Origin of the sequence: Dendronalium sp. ChiSLP03b (genome assembly GCF_034531165.2) — a bacterium.
In the GTDB taxonomy this organism is placed as follows: domain Bacteria; phylum Cyanobacteriota; class Cyanobacteriia; order Cyanobacteriales; family Nostocaceae; genus Dendronalium; species Dendronalium minutum.
Window position 1 is genome coordinate 59,500 of the sequence record NZ_JAVRBR020000038.1, and the last position, 20,962, is coordinate 80,461.

A 20,962-nucleotide genomic window follows, 5' to 3' on the forward strand; every position below is an offset into this window, starting at 1 on the left:
CTGAAAAAATTTGTCATGAGTAAGATGCACCATTACCCATAGACAACTAAACTGTCATACTAATTGATGAATTCGTGAAAATAATTTTGTAATGGAGTTTGATATGACTTTAGCAAGTCCTCCACAAACAAAGCCTTTATCAGATGAAGAATTGCAAAAGATGAACGCCTACTGGCGTGCAGCTAATTATCTTTCTGTAGGGCAAATATATCTTCTCGACAATCCACTTTTAAGAGAACCACTGAAACTAGAACATGTCAAACCCAGATTATTAGGTCACTGGGGAACAACACCAGGGCTGAACTTCATCTATGTTCATCTCAACAGGGTAATCAAAAAGTATGACCTGAACACCATATATATTGCTGGGCCAGGCCATGGGGGCCCTGGACTGGTAGCCAATACTTACTTGGAAGGCACTTACAGCGAGTACTACCCTAACATTTCCCAAGATGCTGAGGGCATAAAGAAACTTTTCAAACAATTCTCATTCCCAGGTGGTATCCCCAGCCACGCTGCACCGGAAACCCCCGGTTCTATTCATGAAGGTGGTGAACTTGGTTATGCCCTTGTCCACGCCTACGGTGCTGCTTTCGATAATCCTGACTTAATAGTTGCCGCTGTTATCGGTGATGGCGAAGCTGAAACAGGTGCTTTAGCCACTAGCTGGCACTCCAATAAATTTCTTAATCCTGTCCATGATGGTGCCGTACTTCCTATTTTGCACCTGAATGGGTATAAAATTGCCAACCCAACGTTACTTTCACGGTTAAGCCATGAGGAGCTAGAGAGCCTATTTATCGGCTATGGTTACAAACCTTATTTTGTCGAAGGCTCCGAACCCGCAGATGTCCATCAGCAAATGGCAGCAACTTTAGATACAGTAATTACAGAAATTCAAAGCATTCAGAGAGAAGCCCGCATACATGGTTTCAGCGAACGTCCGCAGTGGCCAATGATTGTGATGCGAACCCCCAAAGGTTGGACAGGCCCCAAGGATGTCGATGGGAAAAAGACTGAGGGGTACTGGCGATCGCACCAAGTTCCTTTCGGCGATCTAACCCACAAGCCAGAACACCTAAAACTCTTAGAAGAGTGGATGAAGAGTTACAAACCAGAAGAACTCTTCGATGCTAACGGCAAGCTGATTCCCGAATTAGCAGAACTGGCTCCCAAAGGACATCGACGCATGGGTGACAATCCCCATACCAATGGCGGTATTTTATTGCGCGACCTGAAGATGCCAGACTTCCAGGACTACGCCGTAGATGTTCCCCATCCGGGCAAGGTTGAAGCTGAAGCAACCAAAGTAACAGCTAAACTCCTGCGAGATGTCTTTAAACTCAATAAAGAAAGTCGCAACTTCCGCATATTCGGCCCCGACGAGACTCAATCCAATCGTCTAGATGCTGTGTTTGAAGCCACAGATCGCACCTGGGTTGCTCAAATCCTCCCAGAAGACGAACACCTATCGCCCAATGGTCGGGTGATGGAAATTCTCAGCGAAACTAGTTGTCAAGGATGGTTAGAAGGCTACCTACTTACAGGTCGTCACGGATTCTTCTCCTGTTATGAAGCCTTTATCCACATAGTGGACTCTATGTTCAACCAGCACGCCAAGTGGCTCAAAACTACCCTTGATATACCTTGGCGCAGACCAATTGCTTCCCTCAACTACCTCCTGACCTCGCACGTTTGGCGGCAAGACCACAACGGCTTCTCTCACCAAGATCCCGGTTTTATTGACCATGTGGTTAACAAGAAAGGAGAGATTGTTCGGGTGTATCTTCCCCCCGATGCCAACACTCTATTGTCAGTAACTGACCATTGTCTAAGAAGTCGTCACTATGTCAATGTCATCGTTGCGGGTAAGCAACCTGCACTGCAATACCTCGACATAGATGCTGCCATTAAACACTGCACCAAAGGCCTCGGCATTTGGGAATGGGCAAGCAATGACCAAGGTAGCGAACCAGATGTAGTAATGGCTTGTGCTGGGGATGTTCCCACCTTAGAAACCTTAGCTGCTGTGGACATCTTGCGCCAGAACTTCCCTGAGTTGAAGGTGCGGGTGGTGAACGTAGTAGATTTGATGACACTACAGCCAAAAACCGAACATCCTCATGGTTTAAGCAGCAAAGACTTCGACACAATTTTTACCACCGATAAACCGATCATTTTCGCCTTTCATGGCTATCCCTGGTTGATTCATCGCTTGACTTACCGCCACACCAACCACAAAAACCTGCATGTGCGCGGCTACAAAGAGGAGGGAACCACTACCACACCCTTTGATATGGTCGTTCTTAACGACCTCGATCGCTTCCACCTCGTCATGGATGTAATCGATCGCGTACCCAAACTAGGTTATAAAGCAGCTTATGTTAAGCAGCATCTACAAGATAAGCTGATCGAACATAGGCACTACATTTCGGAACACGGCGAGGATATGCCGGAAATTCGTGAATGGAAGTGGCCGTACTGAGGAAGTAGGACAGAAAAAGACACGGAGAAGGAGAGACGCGGTGAACCAGCGCTGCGGAGGGAGACCCTCCCGCAGGCGACTGGTGAACTCGAAGGGGGACGCGGAGAAAGAACTATCCGTGTCTTTGCATCCTCATCTCCTCGCGTCCCTATGTCCCCGCGTCCCCCTGTCCTCTTCTCCTGCCTCCCGCCTCCCAGATAGGCTTAAGCTGGTATTTGAGATTTCAATGCTTCTTAAAATGCCTAATCAAGTTTGGTTATCACAGTTGCAAAAACACCAAGCGATCGCAGTCATCCGCGCCCCAACATTTGAATTGGGACAGCAAATGGCAATGGCTGTAGCATCTGGAGGAATGCAGCTAATTGAGATTACCTGGAATAGCAATCGCGCCGCCGAATTAATTAGTCAACTACGTTTCAAGTTACCTGAGTGTACTATCGGCACTGGTACGCTGTTTAATGTCCAACAACTGCAAGCAGCGATCGCTTCTGGGGCACAGTTCCTCTTCACACCCCATGTCGATCCGGCAATGATTCAAGCCGCAGTCGAAAAAGATATAGCTATTATCCCCGGAGCGCTCACTCCCACGGAAATTATCACTGCTTGGACTCAAGGCGCTAGCTGTGTGAAGGTATTCCCCGTACAAGCGGTGGGAGGGGCTAGCTATATCAAAAGTTTACAAGGCCCTCTAGGTCACATTCCCTTGATTCCGACTGGCGGTGTCACCCTGGAAAATGCCAAAGAATTTTTACAAGCAGGGGCGATCGCTGTGGGTTTGAGTAGTGAATTATTTCCTAAACATCTGGTAGAGGATGGAAATTGGGAAGCGATCGCTCAACAGGCAAGCAACCTCATTCAACAATTAGCATAGATTAGAATGAAATTATACAAAACCCATACTTATAGAAGTCATTGGCTGCAAAGTAGTTTGAAAGCTGAAAAACTTCTTTAAGCTTCGTCATGTGAGGAGATCGACGATGAGAAGTATGACTAATACTAACTGGACGCGTCACTTAAAACTATTCCTGGCTGCTACAGCACTGTCCTTGAGTGCGATCGGTGCTGGAACTGGTCAAGCTTGGGCAGTTTCAGGCAAACAGACGATTGCACAATCCATTCAAACTTTACAAAAATCAGATCGACGCTGGATTCAAATCAATCTTTCAAAGCAGCGACTAATAGCTTGGGAAGGTAGGAAACCTGTTTATGCAGTCTTAATTTCCTCAGGCAAAAAATCTACCCCGACTCGCGTTGGCACTTTTAAAATTCAATCCAAGTACAAGTCTACCCGGATGCGGGGAGAAGACTACAATGTTCCCAACGTCCCTTTTGCTATGTTTTACCAAGGAAACTACGGTATTCATGGTGCATACTGGCATCGGAGATTTGGCACTCCAGTCAGCCACGGTTGCGTAAATATGGCACCAAATCATGCTAAGTGGCTATTTGAATGGGCATCGCTGGGGACACCAGTAGTCATCCAAAAGTAGTGAGTGGGAAGCAGGGGGAGAAAATAATTTTAAAGGTTTCTTTCCCTACACCCTTTTCAATTCAAACCTAATAAAAAGCTATTTTAAGCAAAATTATAAATAACTAGAAATCAAGACAATTGAGCGATTTATGAGGAAAATTCTACAAGTAATCTCCGGACTGAGAATAATTGAAATTGAAATAAATAATAGAAGAGAAGACTCATATTATCTGCGCTAGAAAATAAGCGTAAATCCTGATAAATCCTGTTTGAAATTACCAGAGCAAGTTATTGAGTTCGGGAAGTTTGCATCTACTCAAGTGGCAAGTGCGATCTCAAGGAGCTAATGCAGACCATAGTCCAATCTGCAAATGAGCGATCGTATGAGACTTGTAGAAGCATCGGTGTAGAAATATTAGGAGCCGTTCCAGGAACCTTGTACTACTCAAGTAAGTGGCTCCCGATCAACAAACTGATGTGCATTTTGAACAGACACGACGAAAGTTGTCTGATTGGCAAAAAATGTGTCAATTCCAGGGACTGGGTAAGAACTTTGTGGGGAAATATTGCGCCGCTGAATTCCTAGATTTGCATGAGAGCCTCAGTTTACCTACAGGAAGCCTCTTTGCGTTTTAGGACTTCTTTCAATGTGCTGAAACAAGCAAGCTTAATATAAAGGGTGATGCAACATGCAAAGTTGGATACGTTGCTCAAGAATCTGTACAGGTGCGGTATTGATCGTGGCAGCTTTGGTTTCTTGGTTGCCACCAACGACAGCCGATCCCACTTCAGCTACAGCCAGTGCTGCGTCAGCAAATAATAACAGCATCACTATCGCTCAACAAACATCCCAACCTCGTAGGATTGAAATTGACTTATCCGAGCAACGCTTACGAGCATGGGAAGGTGAAGAAATAGTGTATTCATTCCGAATTTCGACAGGAAAGCGCTTAACTCCCACACCCACAGGAAAGTTTCGGATTAACTCTAAGTATCGTACTGACCGGATGCGAGGCAGGGGCTACGATATTCCAGATGTCCCTTACACAATGTATTTTCATCGTGGCTATGCCATTCACGGTGCTTACTGGCATAACCGTTTTGGCACTCCAGTTAGCCATGGTTGCGTGAATTTGCCAGTCAAACAGGCTCGCAAGCTTTATAACTGGTCTTCTGTAGGGACTTTAGTAGTAGTGCGTAGGTAGCATTCGTATTGCATATTTGAATAAAAGATCTTGCACCAAGCGAATGAAGTCGCGGCTACACAGGCAACCCTGATTTTCCGTTAGACTAACCTGCGGGAAGCCGCAAAGCGTCTACGTTTGTATAGCCGCGAATTCCATTCGTCGGGGCTAGGTGGAAGATATGAGTTATACCAATTCGCCAAAATAGGGCAACAGATAATGACGCGGGGAGGTGGAGATTGATCTGTTGCGAGATTATAGAGAATTGGTATTACGGGGTCAAGAAATCTAAATGATCTCCGTGTTGGGAGCGAAGTTCTTCTAAGGAACCTTCAAGCTTCAACTTACCCTGCTCCAGTAACACAATCCAATCAGCTTTATTGATTACTCTGGGACGGTGACTGATCAAAATTGTGGTTTTTCCTTGACGATGGGATAAAAGCTGATGCAAAACTTTCGCTTCACTTACAGGGTCAAGTCCAGAGGTTGATTCATCTAAAATCAGGATGGGTGGATCGTTGACAATCGCTCGTGCAAGTGCTAATCGTTGTCTTTGTCCTCCAGAAATGTTTGTGCCAAACTCACCTAAGACAGTTTGATATTTGTCGGGTAGTTTACTGATGAACTCATCAGCGGCAGCAATCTGGCAAGCTTTGACAATTTGCTCAAACGTCGCGTAGGGAGAACCCAAGCGAAAGTTTTCTACGATTGAGCGACTCCAAAAATGAGCTTCTTGAGGAACAAGTACTACCTGCTGCCGCAAACAATCAAGGGATATATCTTGCAGGTTATAAATTCCAATACGGATATTACCAGACTGAAGTGAATATAAACCTGCAATTAATTTAGACAAGGTACTCTTACCGCAACCTGATTCACCAATTAAGGCAGTTACTTTACCAGCAGGAATTGTGATGGAGAAATTTTCTAATAATTCCGGTCTACCAGGGTAATGAAAGGTCACTTGAGTGCAAACAATTTCAGCCTTGCCAGGAATTTCAAGCCAGTGTTTCTTAGCGTCATCTAGAGTCTCAGGTGTAGAAGTAATGACTTCCTGCAATCTTGAAGTAGCTGTCTTCACCCGTGTAAATTCATCGACAAAATCAACTAATGAGCCGATTAAAGACCCAACATTTCGATTTAGGCTAGTAAAAGCTAGTAATTGACCAATGCTTAATTCTTTACTAATTGTTAAATTACTACCATACCAAAGTAAAGCAACACTACCAATATCGGAAACTATACTAGAGAATATGTTGTTGACAATACTAATTTGCACAGTCCGGAGTGTAAGGTTGGTCAAGCGATTAAATCTGCTTTGAAATTCTTCCCAAAACTGGGGAGCAGCAGTAGTTGTTTTGATCGTCAATGCCCCTTTAAAAGTTTCTACTAGAATACCTTGATTTTCTGCTTCCAAAACTAACACATTGCGGTTTTTCCGCTGAAGTGCTGGTAAGAAAATCACAGTAGATAAAGTCATTGTTAGGGCAATGAAGATACCGACTAAAGTCAGTTTCAGGCTATAAAACAGCATGAAACTCAAAGAAACTACGGCAATAAAAAATTCACTAGGTAAACTAATAACCGTTCTTGAAATTAATCGGTTAATTTCGTGAATATCTCTGAGTCGGCTGACGATTTCACCACTACGACGAGTTTCGTAATAAGTCAGAGGTAATTGCAAAATTTGTTGCCCAAACTCTAGAATCAGTCCTAACTCGAAACGTTGAGCAAAGTGAGCGATCAAGTTCTTTTGCACTAATGTTAGACTTCTTCTGACCAAGGCAATTACCATTACTGCTAGGGCGACACCAGCAAGTAACTGCGTATCACCCCGAATTAAAACATCATCCGTCAAGATTTGGATCAAAAAAGGCGAGGCTAAAGAAAGTAAACCAATTACAAAAGCGCACAGTAAAGCCTCAGCAAGAATGGCTCGGTACAGCCATAGGCGCATCAGCCATTTTCCAAAGCTGTCAACTTGCTCATTAGATTGGTTAAAAAAGCGGCTAGGGTCTGGTTCTTGTAAAAGTATTACCCAATCTTTCCAACCCTCCATTAACTGCTGTTTGGACAGATAACGCATACCCACCGCAGGATCGGCAATGACATACTTACTGCCACGCTGCCCATATAAAACAACCCAGTGATAACCCTTCCAGTGAATAACTGCTGGCAAGGGTATTTGATTTATCTTAGGTAGAATTTCTGAGGATGCTCTGACCGAGCGAGCATTGAAACCTAGTGACTCTGCGCCTCGCCTTAAACCTAATAATGTAGTTCCCAGTTGCCCAGTGCCTACTGCTTCACGGACGCGGTTGAGGCTCAAAGCCAGCCCGTAATATCTTGAAATAGAAGCCAAACAAGCAGCGCCGCAGTCGGCTTCACTGTGTTGTAAAACAATCTGGTATTTCATTGGCAATCACTACAACATCACTGTTCGCATAAATCCAACGTAGTATAAATGTCTTCCGAGTTAGCATTTAAATAAGGATGTTGTAATTCAATTCCCAGCATGGAGAAGCGTTGGTAGATTGACATCATCCGACCCTCTATCGAGTTATCGCCTTTATGCCAAGCATCTAGCAAACCATCAGCAACGATTTGGCAACGATGCGTACCAAATCTTTCTTTGATGGAAGCATTGCTATCTGGCTCCTCTGCCAAACCTAACCCTGGTGCTAGAAACTTTGTGAATAGAGGTAGCTCTGGTTGAAAATGCGTAGGCAAAGTCCACCGCAGGCATCGCTGTTCCTGATAAATCTTTTGGAGAATTGGTCGGACTATGTGGTAATCACTTCGGTCAAAGCAAAGAATTCCTGAGTCGTAGCATTTGTAACTAGCAGCTTCAGATACAACCTTGAAGGTAAAAGGAATTCTCACTTCGTTCAGTTGCTGCGTTAAACTTTTCATCATCGCCAGCGCACCTTCGGGGCTGAAATTGAAATAGATGCACGTAGTCTCAAGCTGACCACGCTTGGCTGGCCCAGCATTACCTACTGCTAGATAATACCCAGTTTCAAGCAAGTTCTGAGGCATTCGGATTGCAACTATGTCACCTGTAGTAGCAAGTTTCTTTCCTAGTTGTAGTTCATGGTCGGGCTGAATGTGCAGAGTCAAATTATTCTTTTTCACTGCAAGGCTACCATCATTCTCCTGCTTCAGCACCAACCATCCTGGGTCAAAGTAGCCTTCTCCACTATTATTGGTATGTAGTTGCCAGTAAAATGCTGAGTTTTGCCCACTCGCTGTATTTTTCTCAGAATTTAGCGACAACTTAGCCGAACTGGTATCAGATGTAGAAGCAATGTCTGCGTCGCCTTTGAAATAGATGTCATAAAGATAGCTTCGCAGTTGCAGGCTGAGATACTGACGCTGAAGTTCTAGAGGTAGTTGTTGAAAACGAGTTACTACACCTGGCGGAAGTTCCATAGGTGCGTATTTTGGATGACTAACACAGAAGTTAGATTGAATCTGAACGTGAACAGCGATATCTTGAAGAGCATTAAGCGATCGCTCAAAAGTAGAATCTGGTGGCTGATTTGGTAGAGAATCCAGCAATTGCATAAATTTTAGAGTTACGACTAAAAACACTCAGGCGGGAACACGACTAAGAGAAGTTAGTTCAGACACAGTACTGCCAAAAACAATCTGATTTGATTGCTCCGGCTCGCACAACAATGTCTTGGCAACTTGAAGCATACAAATAGCGATGTTGTCAAAAGGCTCTTGATGATGCAGCTTTAGCTGAATTTTTTTAATCAAAGCAAAACCAGTAAATTGTACGACTCGTCTGTAAAAATCGGGGCGGCGCTCTACAATTTCTGGAAAACGAGCGAGATAAGCTTTAGTTAGAGCAACAATAGATGGATGAATTACATCGAACGGAGTTGTAGCTAGATGCAAAGCTGTTTCAACATCAAGGTCTGTAGTAATCACCAAGCTACTTAGCCAAATTTTTAAGTAGTTGGCAACGATTGTTCCTAAATCATATGCAGGGTCTCCCCAACTACACCTCTCCCAGTCAATCAGGCGAACGATGCTGTTAGTTAATGGCTCTGCTGTTGAGGAGGCTTGCTGCCAGTGAGCGTATAGCAAGATGTTGTCCAACTTCAAGTCATCGTGTGTCAAACAACATGCTTGGAAAGCAGTGCTGAGTTCTGCAATTGTCTGTCCTAGGCTTTCATAACGTTGATAAAGCTCAAAAAACTTTAGTCCATCTATACAAACTCGACCAAACACTTTGGGTGTAAGCCGTTCTAATCCGCGAAGCAAGTTAGGAGGTTTGTCAAAATCTTGGCAACTTTGGCAAAAGAAGTCTTTGTACTGCTGACAATCTATGGTGCTGCGATGAACTACGGCTAGACTCGCTCCAATTGAGGCAGCAATTTCAGTTGGGAAAATATGCTCTTGAGTATAAAAATCTCTCAGGTCACAGTAGTCGTTGTAGTAGTTGAAAACAATAATTGAACAAATCGGGTCAAAATGGATTGCCTCTGCTACTAGGGGACGAATATGAATCAGTTCTGGAAATGTTTGTAATAACTGTTGAAATCGCCATTCGTGCAAAAATTCACCATTAGTCTTGCCTTCTTTGTCATGACACTCTTGCTTAACTAAAAAATGGCGATCGCCCGAAAAACTTACTAGCAAATTAAAGTTTTTACAGCTCTTTGATTTTATCTCGTGTGAATATTGCTCTTCTAACTGCCACAGTTTCTGTATAACTAAATAATCTACAACATTTTTAAAACTTAATAAAAATGGTTTCTCCATGATTAATTTTATTTTTGATTAAAAAATTAATAATTACATTTATTTTTAGTAATTTAAAATAGGGTTTTTATCATCGATTTGGTAGCGATGTTAAAAACCCTATTCACAATTAATCAAATCAAAATTAGTGCCTTAACTTTCAAAAAACACAAGACAGGAAGAAAGACAAAAGAAGTGTTTCTTTCATTTGTTAATTGTGCTTTTTGTGCTAGTTCAAGGCTCACATCTTGCACCTGATGATGACAATTTCAGCTACTTTTAGAGAACGCCCAAAGGTGAACTCGAAAGGTACAAAGACCGCCTCCGTAGGCTCTGAAAGTCTTGATTTTCGATAGTCTTCAGGTAGAAATAGTTTATTTCCCTGCGACTTTTAATCGTTCAAGCAAGGTGCAAGATATGAGTTACAGAAGCACTAATTTTTCTGAGCCGCAGCTGTATACTAACCGAAAAAATTGGCGTAAACAGGAAGTCTTAATGGTAGCAAGGGTTATAGCAGCCACTAGATTTTTTTGACTTTTTGGATTTTTTGGATTTTTTAGATTTACTAGACTTACTACTTCCATAACAGCCAGTTCCGCCTGTAATTACAGACTCATCTTCTGGCGATAAATCAGTCAGTAAACTTTCAGAACCAAAAAAGAGATTAGAGATTAAATTGTTAGCCATTTCCACTTTCCTATTCAAAAAATTTGTTGAGGCTAGATTTTTATCTAACCTTAACTTTTAGATTACCAGCTCTTAATTGAAATAGAGTACCCGTGTCTATAATATTTTGTTATTAAAAAATAAATTTATTTACGCTTTTAAAACTTGTTAGTTAAAATTTATATGCTAAGAAAAAAGTAGGAAAAGTAGGAAAAGTAGGGGAGTATTAAATTTAGTTAATTGTGAGTAATTATGAACTAAGTCTCTAGAATACTTGCCATTCAGAACTTTAATGCTAGTAGATAAAGTAGGAATGATAATCAATAATAAATATTGTTAAGATGAGTAAGTGGGTTAAGTGACTAACTATATCCACTGATAGATATAAACCAAACTAATACTACGTCTAAGTGTTATTTACAAATAAATTATTTATTATACTAATGCTCTTAAGCGGGTATAGACTATTTTGTTTTCTTATTAAGTGTTTTCACGATTTTATTATCTGTAGATTTAAACAAAACAAGTACTAATTATTACTTCAACTAAAATTCAGTATTTTAATAGTTTTTTATAAAAAATAATTTCATAAATTAATTTTTAATTTTTGAAATAAAAAAGTAAGAAAAGTAGGAACTAGTGCTTCACCGCAGTGGCTCCTCTTGACTAGACTTCTTGCATAAGTCGGGAAAAGGGTAAGGGGAAAAGGGGAAAAGTTTTTGTATTTTCCCCTTCCCCTTTAACATGCATCCCTTTTCCCACCTCTTGCAAAAAGCACTTTTGCAAGAGGTCTACTGTGGACAGCTTTAGCTGAAAAATGGGGCATGATAAAATTTACGGGAGCGAAAAACGCCCCCGCAATATATACAGCAGAATTAAATTAAGTAGGTCGGTGTAAATATTTATCGTCAAGGTAAGGCAGAGGAGCCACTGCGTTGCGGAGGTTCCCTCCGTTGTAGCAAGTGGCGTGGCAGAGGGCAGAAGGTGAGGCAGCCCCCGTCTTGGCGCTTTGCGTCGATGGGGGACTGCCATTAGCGCAGCGTTAGCGAGGAACGAGCGTCACCCGAAGGGCAGAAGTAGAGAGGGTTTTAGCTAACTTTACTTTCCGTTACATAGTTCTGTTTATTTGCAGCGTTCTACTTATTTCTTAATAATTTACGTTTAATGTGGATTAGATGCTAAAATCCTATATTTTTCGTAGAGACGTAGCATTGCTACGTCTCTACAGTACGCAGAATTGTTGATATATCGTTGATTTTCATAATTCACATCAGGCGTAATTTATAAATCTGTTAACAGTCTTGCTTTTCTAAGAATAAATGTAAGTATTGTCTCTTGATTGGAGATGATATTTGCTGTGACTTCCATTCCGGGTTGGATGGGATAAGAGCGATCGCCCCTCAGCAAATAAGGTCTTTCTGGCTGTATTGTTACTTCATAGTAAGGTGCGGCTACGCTAGTTGCACCAATTGGAGGTGTAATCACATCGGGAGAAATTGCTGTTACAGTACCTTGAAGTACGCCGTAATCAGGATAAGGATAGGCAGAAAACCGTAGTTGAGCTTTGCCATATTTACAGTCTGAAATTTTTTCTTCTTTGCAGTCTCTAACTTTGCTAATATCTTGAGCCGCTACGCGAGCCATAACTACTAGTGAGGTATTACTGGGAGCAATTTGGGTAATTGTTTCTCCAGATTTCACTACCTGGCTAGGGTTGCGTAAATTCAATTTGAGGATTGTGCCAGAGGCCGGAGCAAGAATCAGCGTCTTGTGAACTTCAATTCCAATCTGTTGCAATTCTTGAATATTACGATGGAGTTCGTTCCGAATTTCAACTTGACGCTGAAGCAGTTCTTCTCGTTCTTTGTCTAAGGTGGCTAGGCTGGCCAAACCTTTAGCCCTTTCTTGGGCAATTTGCTCAGTCGCTATTGCCACTAATGCATTACTAGGATTGAGGGTAGTTTTAGCTCGTGTCATTCGAGCTTGAGCAGCTTGGAAAGCTTGTTCTTTCTCTTTGATTTGCAGAGTCGTAATCGCCCCTGTGTTTCCCAGTTGCTGATATCGTTTCATCTCCTCCTTAGCTAATTCCAAGCTGGCTTCGGCTTCTTGCACTTCTGTCTGAGTGACGATTTGCCGATCTCGATAGTCCCGTTGGCTATGACTGAGGTTAGCTTGAGCAGCGGCAATACTGCGGTTCATTAAGCTCGATTCAGCTAAGCGCCTACTGTCAAGAGCTTTTAACTGAGCAGTGATTTGAATCAATTGACTTTGGTTGTACTGTATGTTCCCTTGTAATTGATTCTTTTGAATTTTGAGGCGGGAATTATCTAAGTAAGCGATCGCATCTCCTTGTTTTACCACCTGATTTTCTTTTACTAAGATTCTTGTAACCATTCCTTCTGTTGCTGCCTGAACGATTCGCAGTTCTCCAGCGGGACGGACTGTAGCAGTAGCTTTGACGATGGTATTGTATTTAACGACAGCAGCGAGCATGACAGCTACGCCAACTGTCCCAACTAAAAATAGTCCGCCTAAAGTTGTCCAAAGGCTGATAGGGGGAACAAACTCATCATTTTGGATGGGACGAAGAAGAGTTGGATTAGGTTCAGTCAGCATCAGCAATAAACCTAGTGTGGTTAAATCTTAAGTATTCTATTTGTGTATTTGATTAATTGTTACTAATTAAGATTATTAATATTTGCTACTACGTTATTTTCTCGTCATTGCGAAAAAAAGGCAATAGTATAAAAGAATATTTCAGCTTATTGATGAGCCTGGTCTAACTTGAGGTCTTAAAACAGTTTGTCCTAATGCCATCAAATCAACACTAGAATTCAAACAGAAATTTCGCAAATTAAAAATCGGGATAATTCTGAGGATGTTTGAGAATTATCCCGACTTTTTTAAATGCAAAAGATATAGACGCACTCTTTGGCGCACTCCATTCGCAATCAACTATGTTCTACCTTAATAGCTTTTCTCAATCTTGACAAAACTAGCGCCAACTAAGATGGATGTCCTGATATGAAACTGTTATCCAATGCCCAGAAAACTAATGGCATCGGAATTACTTAAGCATTTGTAGGCTTCAAAAATAGCCACCCTACAAAGAATGTGGCCGCTGTAAAGAGTTGCGTCAGATCCAAAGCAGATAGATAGCCATCTGCGAATGAAGCAATACTGCGATCGGTAATGCCAAATACCCAAGATGAGAGGCCAAACAGCCAAATCCCATTTTTGAGATATCCAACGAAGTCCTTAGAGTCTGATTGTTGCTGGTCTTTCATGATCCTCTGTTTTTTGGTGAAGAATCTGCTGATTTATGATAAATTCTGCAAATCAAAAGTTCTTTTGATTCCTGGGATTGTATTTACACCTATATTAATAAATATTTCAGAAACTTGACTTCACTACCCAAAGGTACATCTGTCTACCTTGACATTCCTCCTTTGGATTTGTCATAGCCACAAGACCGTAATGCTTGAATTTGCAAACTTTTCGGTATTGATGTTGTATACTTTGTTTACATAAACATCACATAACTATATAAAAATTTATTTATAAAAATATAAAATACCTCCAAAGATAGATGTATTTCCAAATCAGTATCCAGAAAGTAATCTGCTTGGCAGGAAGATGTACTCACTAGGAAATTGTGTAACTCCAAAGCGCATCTCCATTAACTAAAAAAGTTAAAGAAGTGCGAAATATATTTATCTTCAGACTTCTTCCTTTAGATACTGCTCACTCAGGGGCAGAACTTAGTTCAATCAAAGAATGATAAAAACCAATTAATTTAGTTAATGACCGTCATCCAGTTCCAAAATTCATCTGATACACAGCAATGGCAAAAAAGCACTTTGCCGCAGTTAGGGCTAGTTTGTATTACTTTTTCCAAACAAGTACGCTTTCGGACAATGACGCGCACGCGTTACTTGAAACTATCTGATGTCGAACGTGAAAACGCCCTGAGAGAACTGTATCAGCATAATTTCCAACGCTTGCATGATGCTCTTTCATTTTGTCAGGATAATAAAATTCGGCTGTATCGTATCACCTGTGCTTTATTTCCCCTGAGTGACATGGAAGACGAAATCGGCGCGAACATATTAGAGGAAATGAGCGCTGATTTGAGCAAAATCGGTGAAAGATCGCAAGCATTGGGTATCAGAATGGTACTGCACCCAGACCAATTTGTAGTCCTGAGTTCCGATTCTCCGGAGGTAGTGCAAAATAGTATTAAAATTCTGGAAGGGCACGCCCGTACACTTGATTTGCTAAGTTTACCGCGATCGCCTTGGTCATTGATGAATATTCATGGTGGTAAATCTCAACGCACTGCACAACTGGTAAAGGTGATTTCGGAACTACCAGAAACAATTAAAAGCCGTTTGACCTTTGAGAACGACGAATACGCCTACAGTAGTGAGGAAATTTTAGCAGTGTGTCAGCAGGCTGGGGTACCAATGGTGTTTGATGCTCACCATCATATTTGCCATGAAAATTTAGATAACTATAATCATCCCAGTGTAGCGTCGATGTTTTACGCAGCGCGCGAAACTTGGGCAAACCCAGACTGGCAGTTAGTGCATATTTCCAACGGCGAACAAGCTTTTAACGATCGAAAACACAGCGACTTGATTACCGCTATGCCTGATGTCTACCACCAAGCACCGTGGATAGAAGTCGAAGCCAAACAAAAAGAAGAAGCGATCGCCCATTTGCGTTCTTGGTGGTTAATAGAGAATAATCACAAATGAAGCAGCTTATTGGCATGACAAGTGTCTTGGTGTGAAATCATCAATTAAGATATGGCGATCGCAATCGATTTTGGAACTAGTAACACAGTTATTGCTCGCTGGAATCCTGTGACCCAGCAGCCGGAAACCCTGAGTCTACCTGGGTTATCAATTCAGCAGAGTCTGAATCCACCATTGATTCCTAGTTTGGTTTATGTCGAAGAAGCCACACAAGGTAAAGTTTTAGTAGGGCAACAAGTACGCGATCGCGGTCTTGACCTCAAGGGCGAAGCGCGATTTTTTCGCAGCTTTAAACGGGGTATTGGTGCAGATATCCAAGGTTTCTTACCAGAACTAGATGGGCAAATTGTCACATTTGAACGAGTAGGGCAATGGTTCCTCACCCAAGTGATTGAACAACTAGCACCCCAAGAAGGCGGGTTAGATTCCCTAGTACTAACTGTACCCGTAGATAGCTTTGAAACTTATCGCCACTGGTTGGGTCAAGTTTGCCAAGGACTCAACGTCGAACAGGTGCGGATGCTAGATGAACCCACAGCCGCAGCTTTGGGTTATGGCTTGGCAGATCGAGAAAATATCTTAGTAATTGACTTTGGCGGTGGTACCTTGGATTTGTCCCTTGTGCAATTGAATAAAGGCGCGCAAGGAAGTACAAAGCCTGTGGGTTTTCTACTGAAGTGGGGTAATAAATCCTTGGCAGAAAACTCCAAACAAAAGGCAAAAACCGCCCGCGTCCTGGCGAAAGCTGGGCAAAATTTGGGCGGGACTGATATTGATAATTGGTTAGTAGATTACTTTGTCAAAACTCAAGGGTTAGCAGTAAGTCCTTTGACAACGCGACTAGCAGAACGCTTGAAAATTCAGCTATCAACCCAAAATCAAGCTAGTGAAGTTTATTTTGATGATGAAACATTTGAAAGCTATGAACTGGAATTAAACCGTGACAGCTTGGAAAATATCCTCAAAGAACATGCGTTTTTTGAGCTACTTGATGAGTCGATGACAACATTGTTGCAGCAAGCGCGACGACAGGGGATAGAACTTGCAGATATCAACGCAGTTTTGTTAGTCGGTGGTACCGTGCAATTGCCAGCAGTGCAAACATGGGTAAAGCAGTATTTTGAGCCAGAAAAAATCCGGTGCGAACGTCCCTTTGAAGCGATCGCCCAAGGTGCATTACAGCTAGCCCAAGGCGTAGAAATCAAAGACTTTCTCTACCATAGTTATGGTATCCGCTATTGGAACCGCCGCATTCAGCGCCACAACTGGCATCCGATAATTAAAGCTGGACAGCCATACCCCATGAGTCAGCCAGTGGAATTACTCTTAGGTGCTTCCTTAGAGAATCAACCCAGTGTTGAATTAATTATGGGAGAATTGGGAGTAGATACAGGCGGTGTTGAAGTATACTTTGATGGCGATCGCTTAATTACTCGCCGTCTAGACAGTGGTGAAATCAGTGTCAAACCCCTCAACGATAAAGAAGGTGCTAGAAGCATTGCCCAACTCACACCTCCAGGATATCCGGGAAGCGATCGGATTAAAGTTTTGTTTCAAGTTGATGAGCAACGCTTTTTACGAATCACTGTTGAGGACTTATTGACCAATGACACGCTATTAGAAAATCAACTCGTAGCACAGTTGAGTTAGATGTAAACACAAGCACAACAAATCAAAAGTCAAAAGCAAAATAAAAAATCATTAAATATTAAGCTTTTGAGTATTTCACAATCAAATAATTACTCTTATGGAGTAGGGCATCTTGCCCACTCCAAAAAATAAGAGATGGGCGAGATTGCAACCGTTGCATAGTTTTCACCCGCAGGCTTGACTTACCCATCTGCCGCGAGTTCAGCACATAACAGAAATCTCCCGCCTTTAACCCCGCGTACAAATCTCCGTCTGCCTGCCGCGTCACATAGGGAACTTCCAAATAAAAAAATAATCAATCGCTTGGGTGAGCAGGGTGAGCAGGGGGAGCAGGGGGAGAAGAAGTTGGATACTGGTATTGGATGCAGGAATTGAGTAATTTAATTATTAAATGTCCCTAGGTAGGGGAATCAGGAGGTAGACTGCCCCCAACTTGGTATGCGTAAGTCGGGCCTGATGCTGCGTTCATAGGAGAATTTATTGGCGATTGCAAAAATACTGACAATACAAGTTACACAAAGGCATAATATCATTGCCCCTCTGCAAGTCAATTTAAAAATAAATTGTGCCTCATGCTGACAGAAAGTTATTCTAAGTATTTAAGCAAAATTAATTACACAACGTCATTGCAAATGGAGCGTAGCGAAATGTTCGCCCTTGGCGTTCCCGTTCGCGTTAGCGTCTCCCAAGGAGAAGAGTAGCAGTCGCAAGGGTTGGGATTGCTACTCTGCGAGAACGCTTTCAGCGAACGCTTCGCTCGCAATGACTGTAGATATTTTTGTTCATTTACTTACATCTACGAGATAGCCTACTTTCGCTCAAGTGAAAGCTGCGTAAAAAAATTGATACAAATATAGTCAGACTTACCAACATCTACTTTACCTGATACCTTGCAACTACATGAGTTCCCAATCTGCTCGCTCTGACAAAATTCTGGTTGTCGATGACTCTCCTGATAACGTGTTTTTGATCAAAACGATTTTGGAGGAAGAAGGCTACACCATTAGCACAGCAGAAAATGGTATTTCAGCATTGACACAACTACAAGCATCGCCTTGCGACTTGGTACTGCTAGATTTGATGATGCCAGGGATGGATGGATACGAAGTCACCAGGCGCATTCGTGGGGATATAAAGATGCAGCAGCAATATATCCCGATTCTGCTGATTACGGCCCATGATGCGCCCAATGTGGCACATGGATTAGACTTAGGTGCTGATGATTTTATCCGCAAACCTGTGACTGTGGACGAGTTGCTAGCACGGGTGCGATCGCTCCTGCGGCTGAAGCACAGTATCGATGAACGTGATGAAATTGCCCGTCAGCGAGAAGATTTTGTCTCCCGTCTCACCCATGACTTACGCACTCCTCTAGTGGCGGCCGATCGCATGTTAATGCTGTTTGGGCAGGGTGCTTTGGGCACTTTATCACCGCAAATGCAGGAAGTGATTACCATCATGGCTCGCAGCAATCTCAATTTGCTGACTATGGTCAATACTTTACTAGAAGTTTACCGCTTTGAAGCAGGCCGTAAAACCCTTGCATTTCAACCAGTTCATCTGGCCAAGTTGCTAGAAGAGGTGGCTGGAGAACTAGCACCCCTAGCACAAGCCAAAGCACTGTCCATGAATCTAGATTTTTCGAAGGAATCAACCACAACCACAGTTATGGGCGATCGCTTAGAATTACATCGTCTATTCACTAATCTGGTAGGTAATGCTATCAAATTTACTGAATCTGGTTCAGTGACTATTCGCCTCACCGCTGTATTTTTGAGTAGCAAAATTAGGAATCCTGAATTGTCTTTGCCCTCTACAATCAGTGACTACATTACGATTGAAGTTGCGGATACAGGCCCGGGTATTCTTCCTGAAGAACAAGCCATCTTGTTTGAACGATTTCGTCAAGGCAGCCATAAGAGTTCTGGCAGTGGCTTAGGATTGTACCTTTCTCGCCGCATCGTAGAGGCACATCACGGTACTATTATTGTAAATTCCGAGTTAGGTAAAGGTAGTATATTCATTGTTAGCCTACCAATCAAACAATGAGGAACTTCTAAATGATGATTTCTGCAACTTATTGGTTACATAAATCATCATTTAGAAATCCAACCTAATAATTAAATTTTAAGCTATTAAATTTCTATATTTTCAGTAAATTAATATAGTAAAAACATTACAATTTAATTAAATGATAAAAGTTTTTGTATTGTAGGCTTAAAGTTTTTACTATTGATTTAATATCTACTTTACTAATCAAGTTTGAAGTGTGTTTTCTTAATGCTCGGCGTTAATTTTTGCTAAAGATTAGCTATAACCTTTACATTGAATCTAGCCGCCGACGTAATTGGCTGCTGAAGGCATCAATGACTGTAACTACTACTAGCAGCACCAACATCATGGTTGTGGCTTTGGTGTACTCGAAACCGTCAATGTAACTTTTCAACTGAAAGCCAATACCACCCGCACCGACTACACCCAACACAGAAGCAGCACGGATATTGTACTCAAACATCCAAAAGGTATAACCTAGTCCTAGTGGCAACACTTGAGGAAGAATGCCATATTGGGCAATTTGTAGCTTAGAGGCTCCCGTAACTTTCAAAGATTCTAGAGAACGAGGATCGACTGCTTCAATTGCTTGCTGATAGAACTTGGCAAGGTAGCCAATGGTGTAGATTCCCAAAGCTAAAGTACCAGCGGGCGCGCCTAATCCGGTGGCGGCAACAAAAATTAGCCCAAGAATAATCGAGGGGACGGAACGCACAGCATTTTGCAGTAAATTAGCTAGCGATCGCAACCAACCGGGAGCAACGTTGCTGGCACTAGCTACAGCAATGGGTAGAGAAAGAATTGCCCCAATGGTGGTTCCCCAAAGAGACATTTGTACAGTTTCTATTAGTGCCTTAACTGCAACATCTAAAACAGTGAAATCGGGAGGGAATAACCTAGAAATAAAATCGGTGATATAAGGAAAGCTAGATTGCAGCAACACAAAATCGACTTTCAGACCTCGCAAAGCCCAACCATAAACCAAAACAATAATTAATAGGATGAATAGAGGACTAACCCAAAAGTAGCGGCGTAATAATTTGGAATTAAACAAATAATTCATGATTTGTATATGCTCTCAACAATTGGCATCCACCAATAGGCAAAATGTTTACCAAGATTAATTTCTTCATTTTTAATTATTAATTGCTTACTCAACTGTAAACTTTAGCAAATTGAGTTTGCAAATTATCACAAAGTCCTTCGTAAACAACCCGTCCGGCATCTAAAACGATCGCTCGTTGGGCATACTTTGCTGCTATTCCCAAATCGTGTAAAACTGCCACAATCGTCATGCCTTGCTGGGTGTGCAACTCAGATAAAGTCTCCATTACCTGTTGAGATGCTACAACATCCAATCCTGTGATGGGTTCATCGGCTAAGAGAATTTGCGGCGATTGAATTAAAGCACGGGCGATCGCTACTCGTTGTTGCTGTCCTCCACTGAGTTGACTGGTTTTTTGATCGGCTAGCTGTCTTAAGCCCAACTGTTCTAGCAAATCTAATGCCAACAGGCGATCGCTTTTGGGAAATCCTAATAGTGTTTGCCAAGTTGTTCTCATTCCCAAGCGTCCGCACAATACATTTTCCAACGCCGATAATTGCCGAATCAAACCACCACCCTGAAACAACATACCAACATCGCGCCGAATTTTTGGCAGTGTTCGGGGAGTGATGGGCACACCATTAATCTGAATTTCACCTCGCACTGTTGGCACTAATCCAACCAGCGATCGCAATAGTGTTGACTTCCCCGCACCATTCAGTCCCAGCAAAACGACAAACTCACCTCGTTTGATCTGGCAATTAATGCCATTAAGTATAGGACGATTCAAAGATGCAGCGTAAGCTGTCTCTAAGTTGTGACATTCAATAACAAAATCACTCATCCTACAACCTCAATAATTGATAAAAGTTAGGAGGCAGGAGTTAAAAAGAG

General features: G+C 42.2%; 17 protein-coding genes. 8 read left to right on the top strand and 9 right to left on the bottom strand.

The genetic code is table 11. From position 1 onward, the window contains the following. Nucleotides 1-103 precede the first annotated feature (103 nt). From RMY31_RS09045 to RMY31_RS09060, 4 genes are all read left to right on the top strand, one after another. Nucleotides 104-2,485, top strand: coding sequence for a phosphoketolase family protein (locus tag RMY31_RS09045; RefSeq protein ID WP_322659492.1), 2,382 nt, complete (start codon nt 104-106; stop codon nt 2,483-2,485). 238 nt (nt 2,486-2,723) lie between these two features. After that, nucleotides 2,724-3,356, top strand: a complete 633-nt coding sequence (locus RMY31_RS09050; RefSeq protein WP_322659493.1) for a bifunctional 4-hydroxy-2-oxoglutarate aldolase/2-dehydro-3-deoxy-phosphogluconate aldolase — start codon at nt 2,724-2,726, stop codon at nt 3,354-3,356. A 106-nt stretch (nt 3,357-3,462) separates the two neighbouring features. After that, nucleotides 3,463-3,975 carry a L,D-transpeptidase gene (locus tag RMY31_RS09055; RefSeq protein ID WP_322659495.1) on the top strand — a complete coding sequence of 171 codons (513 nt, stop codon included), beginning with the start codon at nt 3,463-3,465 and terminating at the stop codon, nt 3,973-3,975. Between the two features lie 670 nt (nt 3,976-4,645). Further along, the gene (locus tag RMY31_RS09060; RefSeq protein WP_322659497.1) at nt 4,646-5,161 is read left to right on the top strand and encodes a L,D-transpeptidase; all 516 of its coding nucleotides are present in this window, start codon (nt 4,646-4,648) and stop codon (nt 5,159-5,161) included. Between the two features lie 250 nt (nt 5,162-5,411). Here RMY31_RS09060 and RMY31_RS09065 read toward each other — a convergent pair whose 3' ends face one another. The 6 genes from RMY31_RS09065 to RMY31_RS09090 all read right to left on the bottom strand — a co-directional run bounded on the left by RMY31_RS09065 (nt 5,412) and on the right by RMY31_RS09090 (nt 13,848). Then, nucleotides 5,412-7,556 (bottom strand): peptidase domain-containing ABC transporter, encoded by a 2,145-nt coding sequence (locus RMY31_RS09065; RefSeq protein WP_322659499.1) that lies wholly within the window; start codon nt 7,554-7,556, stop codon nt 5,412-5,414. Between the two features lie 17 nt (nt 7,557-7,573). Then, on the bottom strand, nt 7,574-8,707 hold the full coding sequence (locus RMY31_RS09070; RefSeq protein ID WP_322659501.1) for a T3SS effector HopA1 family protein: 1,134 nt from the start codon (nt 8,705-8,707) through the stop codon (nt 7,574-7,576). A gap of 27 nt (nt 8,708-8,734) precedes the next feature. Beyond that, nucleotides 8,735-9,916 (bottom strand): phosphotransferase family protein, encoded by a 1,182-nt coding sequence (locus tag RMY31_RS09075; RefSeq protein WP_322659503.1) that lies wholly within the window; start codon nt 9,914-9,916, stop codon nt 8,735-8,737. A gap of 471 nt (nt 9,917-10,387) precedes the next feature. Continuing rightward, nucleotides 10,388-10,582, bottom strand: coding sequence for a hypothetical protein (locus RMY31_RS09080; RefSeq protein ID WP_322659505.1), 195 nt, complete (start codon nt 10,580-10,582; stop codon nt 10,388-10,390). A gap of 1,260 nt (nt 10,583-11,842) precedes the next feature. Continuing rightward, nucleotides 11,843-13,177: an HlyD family secretion protein gene (locus RMY31_RS09085; RefSeq protein ID WP_322659507.1), complete on the bottom strand. Its 1,335-nt coding sequence runs from the start codon at nt 13,175-13,177 to the stop codon at nt 11,843-11,845. Nucleotides 13,178-13,632: 455 nt separating this feature from the next. After that, nucleotides 13,633-13,848 carry a hypothetical protein gene (locus tag RMY31_RS09090; protein WP_322659509.1) on the bottom strand — a complete coding sequence of 72 codons (216 nt, stop codon included), beginning with the start codon at nt 13,846-13,848 and terminating at the stop codon, nt 13,633-13,635. A gap of 516 nt (nt 13,849-14,364) precedes the next feature. Here RMY31_RS09090 and uvsE point away from each other — a divergent pair. Together uvsE and RMY31_RS09100 are read left to right on the top strand one after the other, a co-directional pair. Beyond that, the gene (gene uvsE / locus RMY31_RS09095) at nt 14,365-15,321 is read left to right on the top strand and encodes a UV DNA damage repair endonuclease UvsE (protein ID WP_322659511.1); all 957 of its coding nucleotides are present in this window, start codon (nt 14,365-14,367) and stop codon (nt 15,319-15,321) included. A gap of 51 nt (nt 15,322-15,372) precedes the next feature. After that, nucleotides 15,373-16,971 (top strand): Hsp70 family protein, encoded by a 1,599-nt coding sequence (locus tag RMY31_RS09100; RefSeq protein ID WP_322659513.1) that lies wholly within the window; start codon nt 15,373-15,375, stop codon nt 16,969-16,971. A gap of 58 nt (nt 16,972-17,029) precedes the next feature. On the opposite strand, the gene RMY31_RS09105 is transcribed toward RMY31_RS09100, so the two are convergent. Then, on the bottom strand, nt 17,030-17,239 hold the full coding sequence (locus RMY31_RS09105) for a hypothetical protein (protein ID WP_322659515.1): 210 nt from the start codon (nt 17,237-17,239) through the stop codon (nt 17,030-17,032). Nucleotides 17,240-17,543: 304 nt separating this feature from the next. On the opposite strand from RMY31_RS09105, the gene RMY31_RS09110 reads away from it, so the two are divergent. Both RMY31_RS09110 and RMY31_RS09115 read left to right on the top strand, forming a co-directional pair. Next, the gene (locus RMY31_RS09110; RefSeq protein ID WP_409877807.1) at nt 17,544-17,672 is read left to right on the top strand and encodes a hypothetical protein; all 129 of its coding nucleotides are present in this window, start codon (nt 17,544-17,546) and stop codon (nt 17,670-17,672) included. A gap of 199 nt (nt 17,673-17,871) precedes the next feature. Then, the gene (locus RMY31_RS09115) at nt 17,872-19,020 is read left to right on the top strand and encodes a hybrid sensor histidine kinase/response regulator (RefSeq protein ID WP_322659517.1); all 1,149 of its coding nucleotides are present in this window, start codon (nt 17,872-17,874) and stop codon (nt 19,018-19,020) included. A 271-nt stretch (nt 19,021-19,291) separates the two neighbouring features. Here the strand turns inward: RMY31_RS09115 and phnE are convergent, their stop codons facing one another. Continuing rightward, entirely contained in the window at nt 19,292-20,086 is a 795-nt protein-coding gene (phnE, locus tag RMY31_RS09120) for a phosphonate ABC transporter, permease protein PhnE (RefSeq protein WP_322659519.1), read from the bottom strand. Between the two features lie 91 nt (nt 20,087-20,177). Next, a complete protein-coding gene (locus tag RMY31_RS09125) occupies nt 20,178-20,912 on the bottom strand; it encodes a phosphonate ABC transporter ATP-binding protein (protein ID WP_322659521.1) in 735 nt (244 codons plus the stop codon). Nucleotides 20,913-20,962 lie beyond the last annotated feature (50 nt).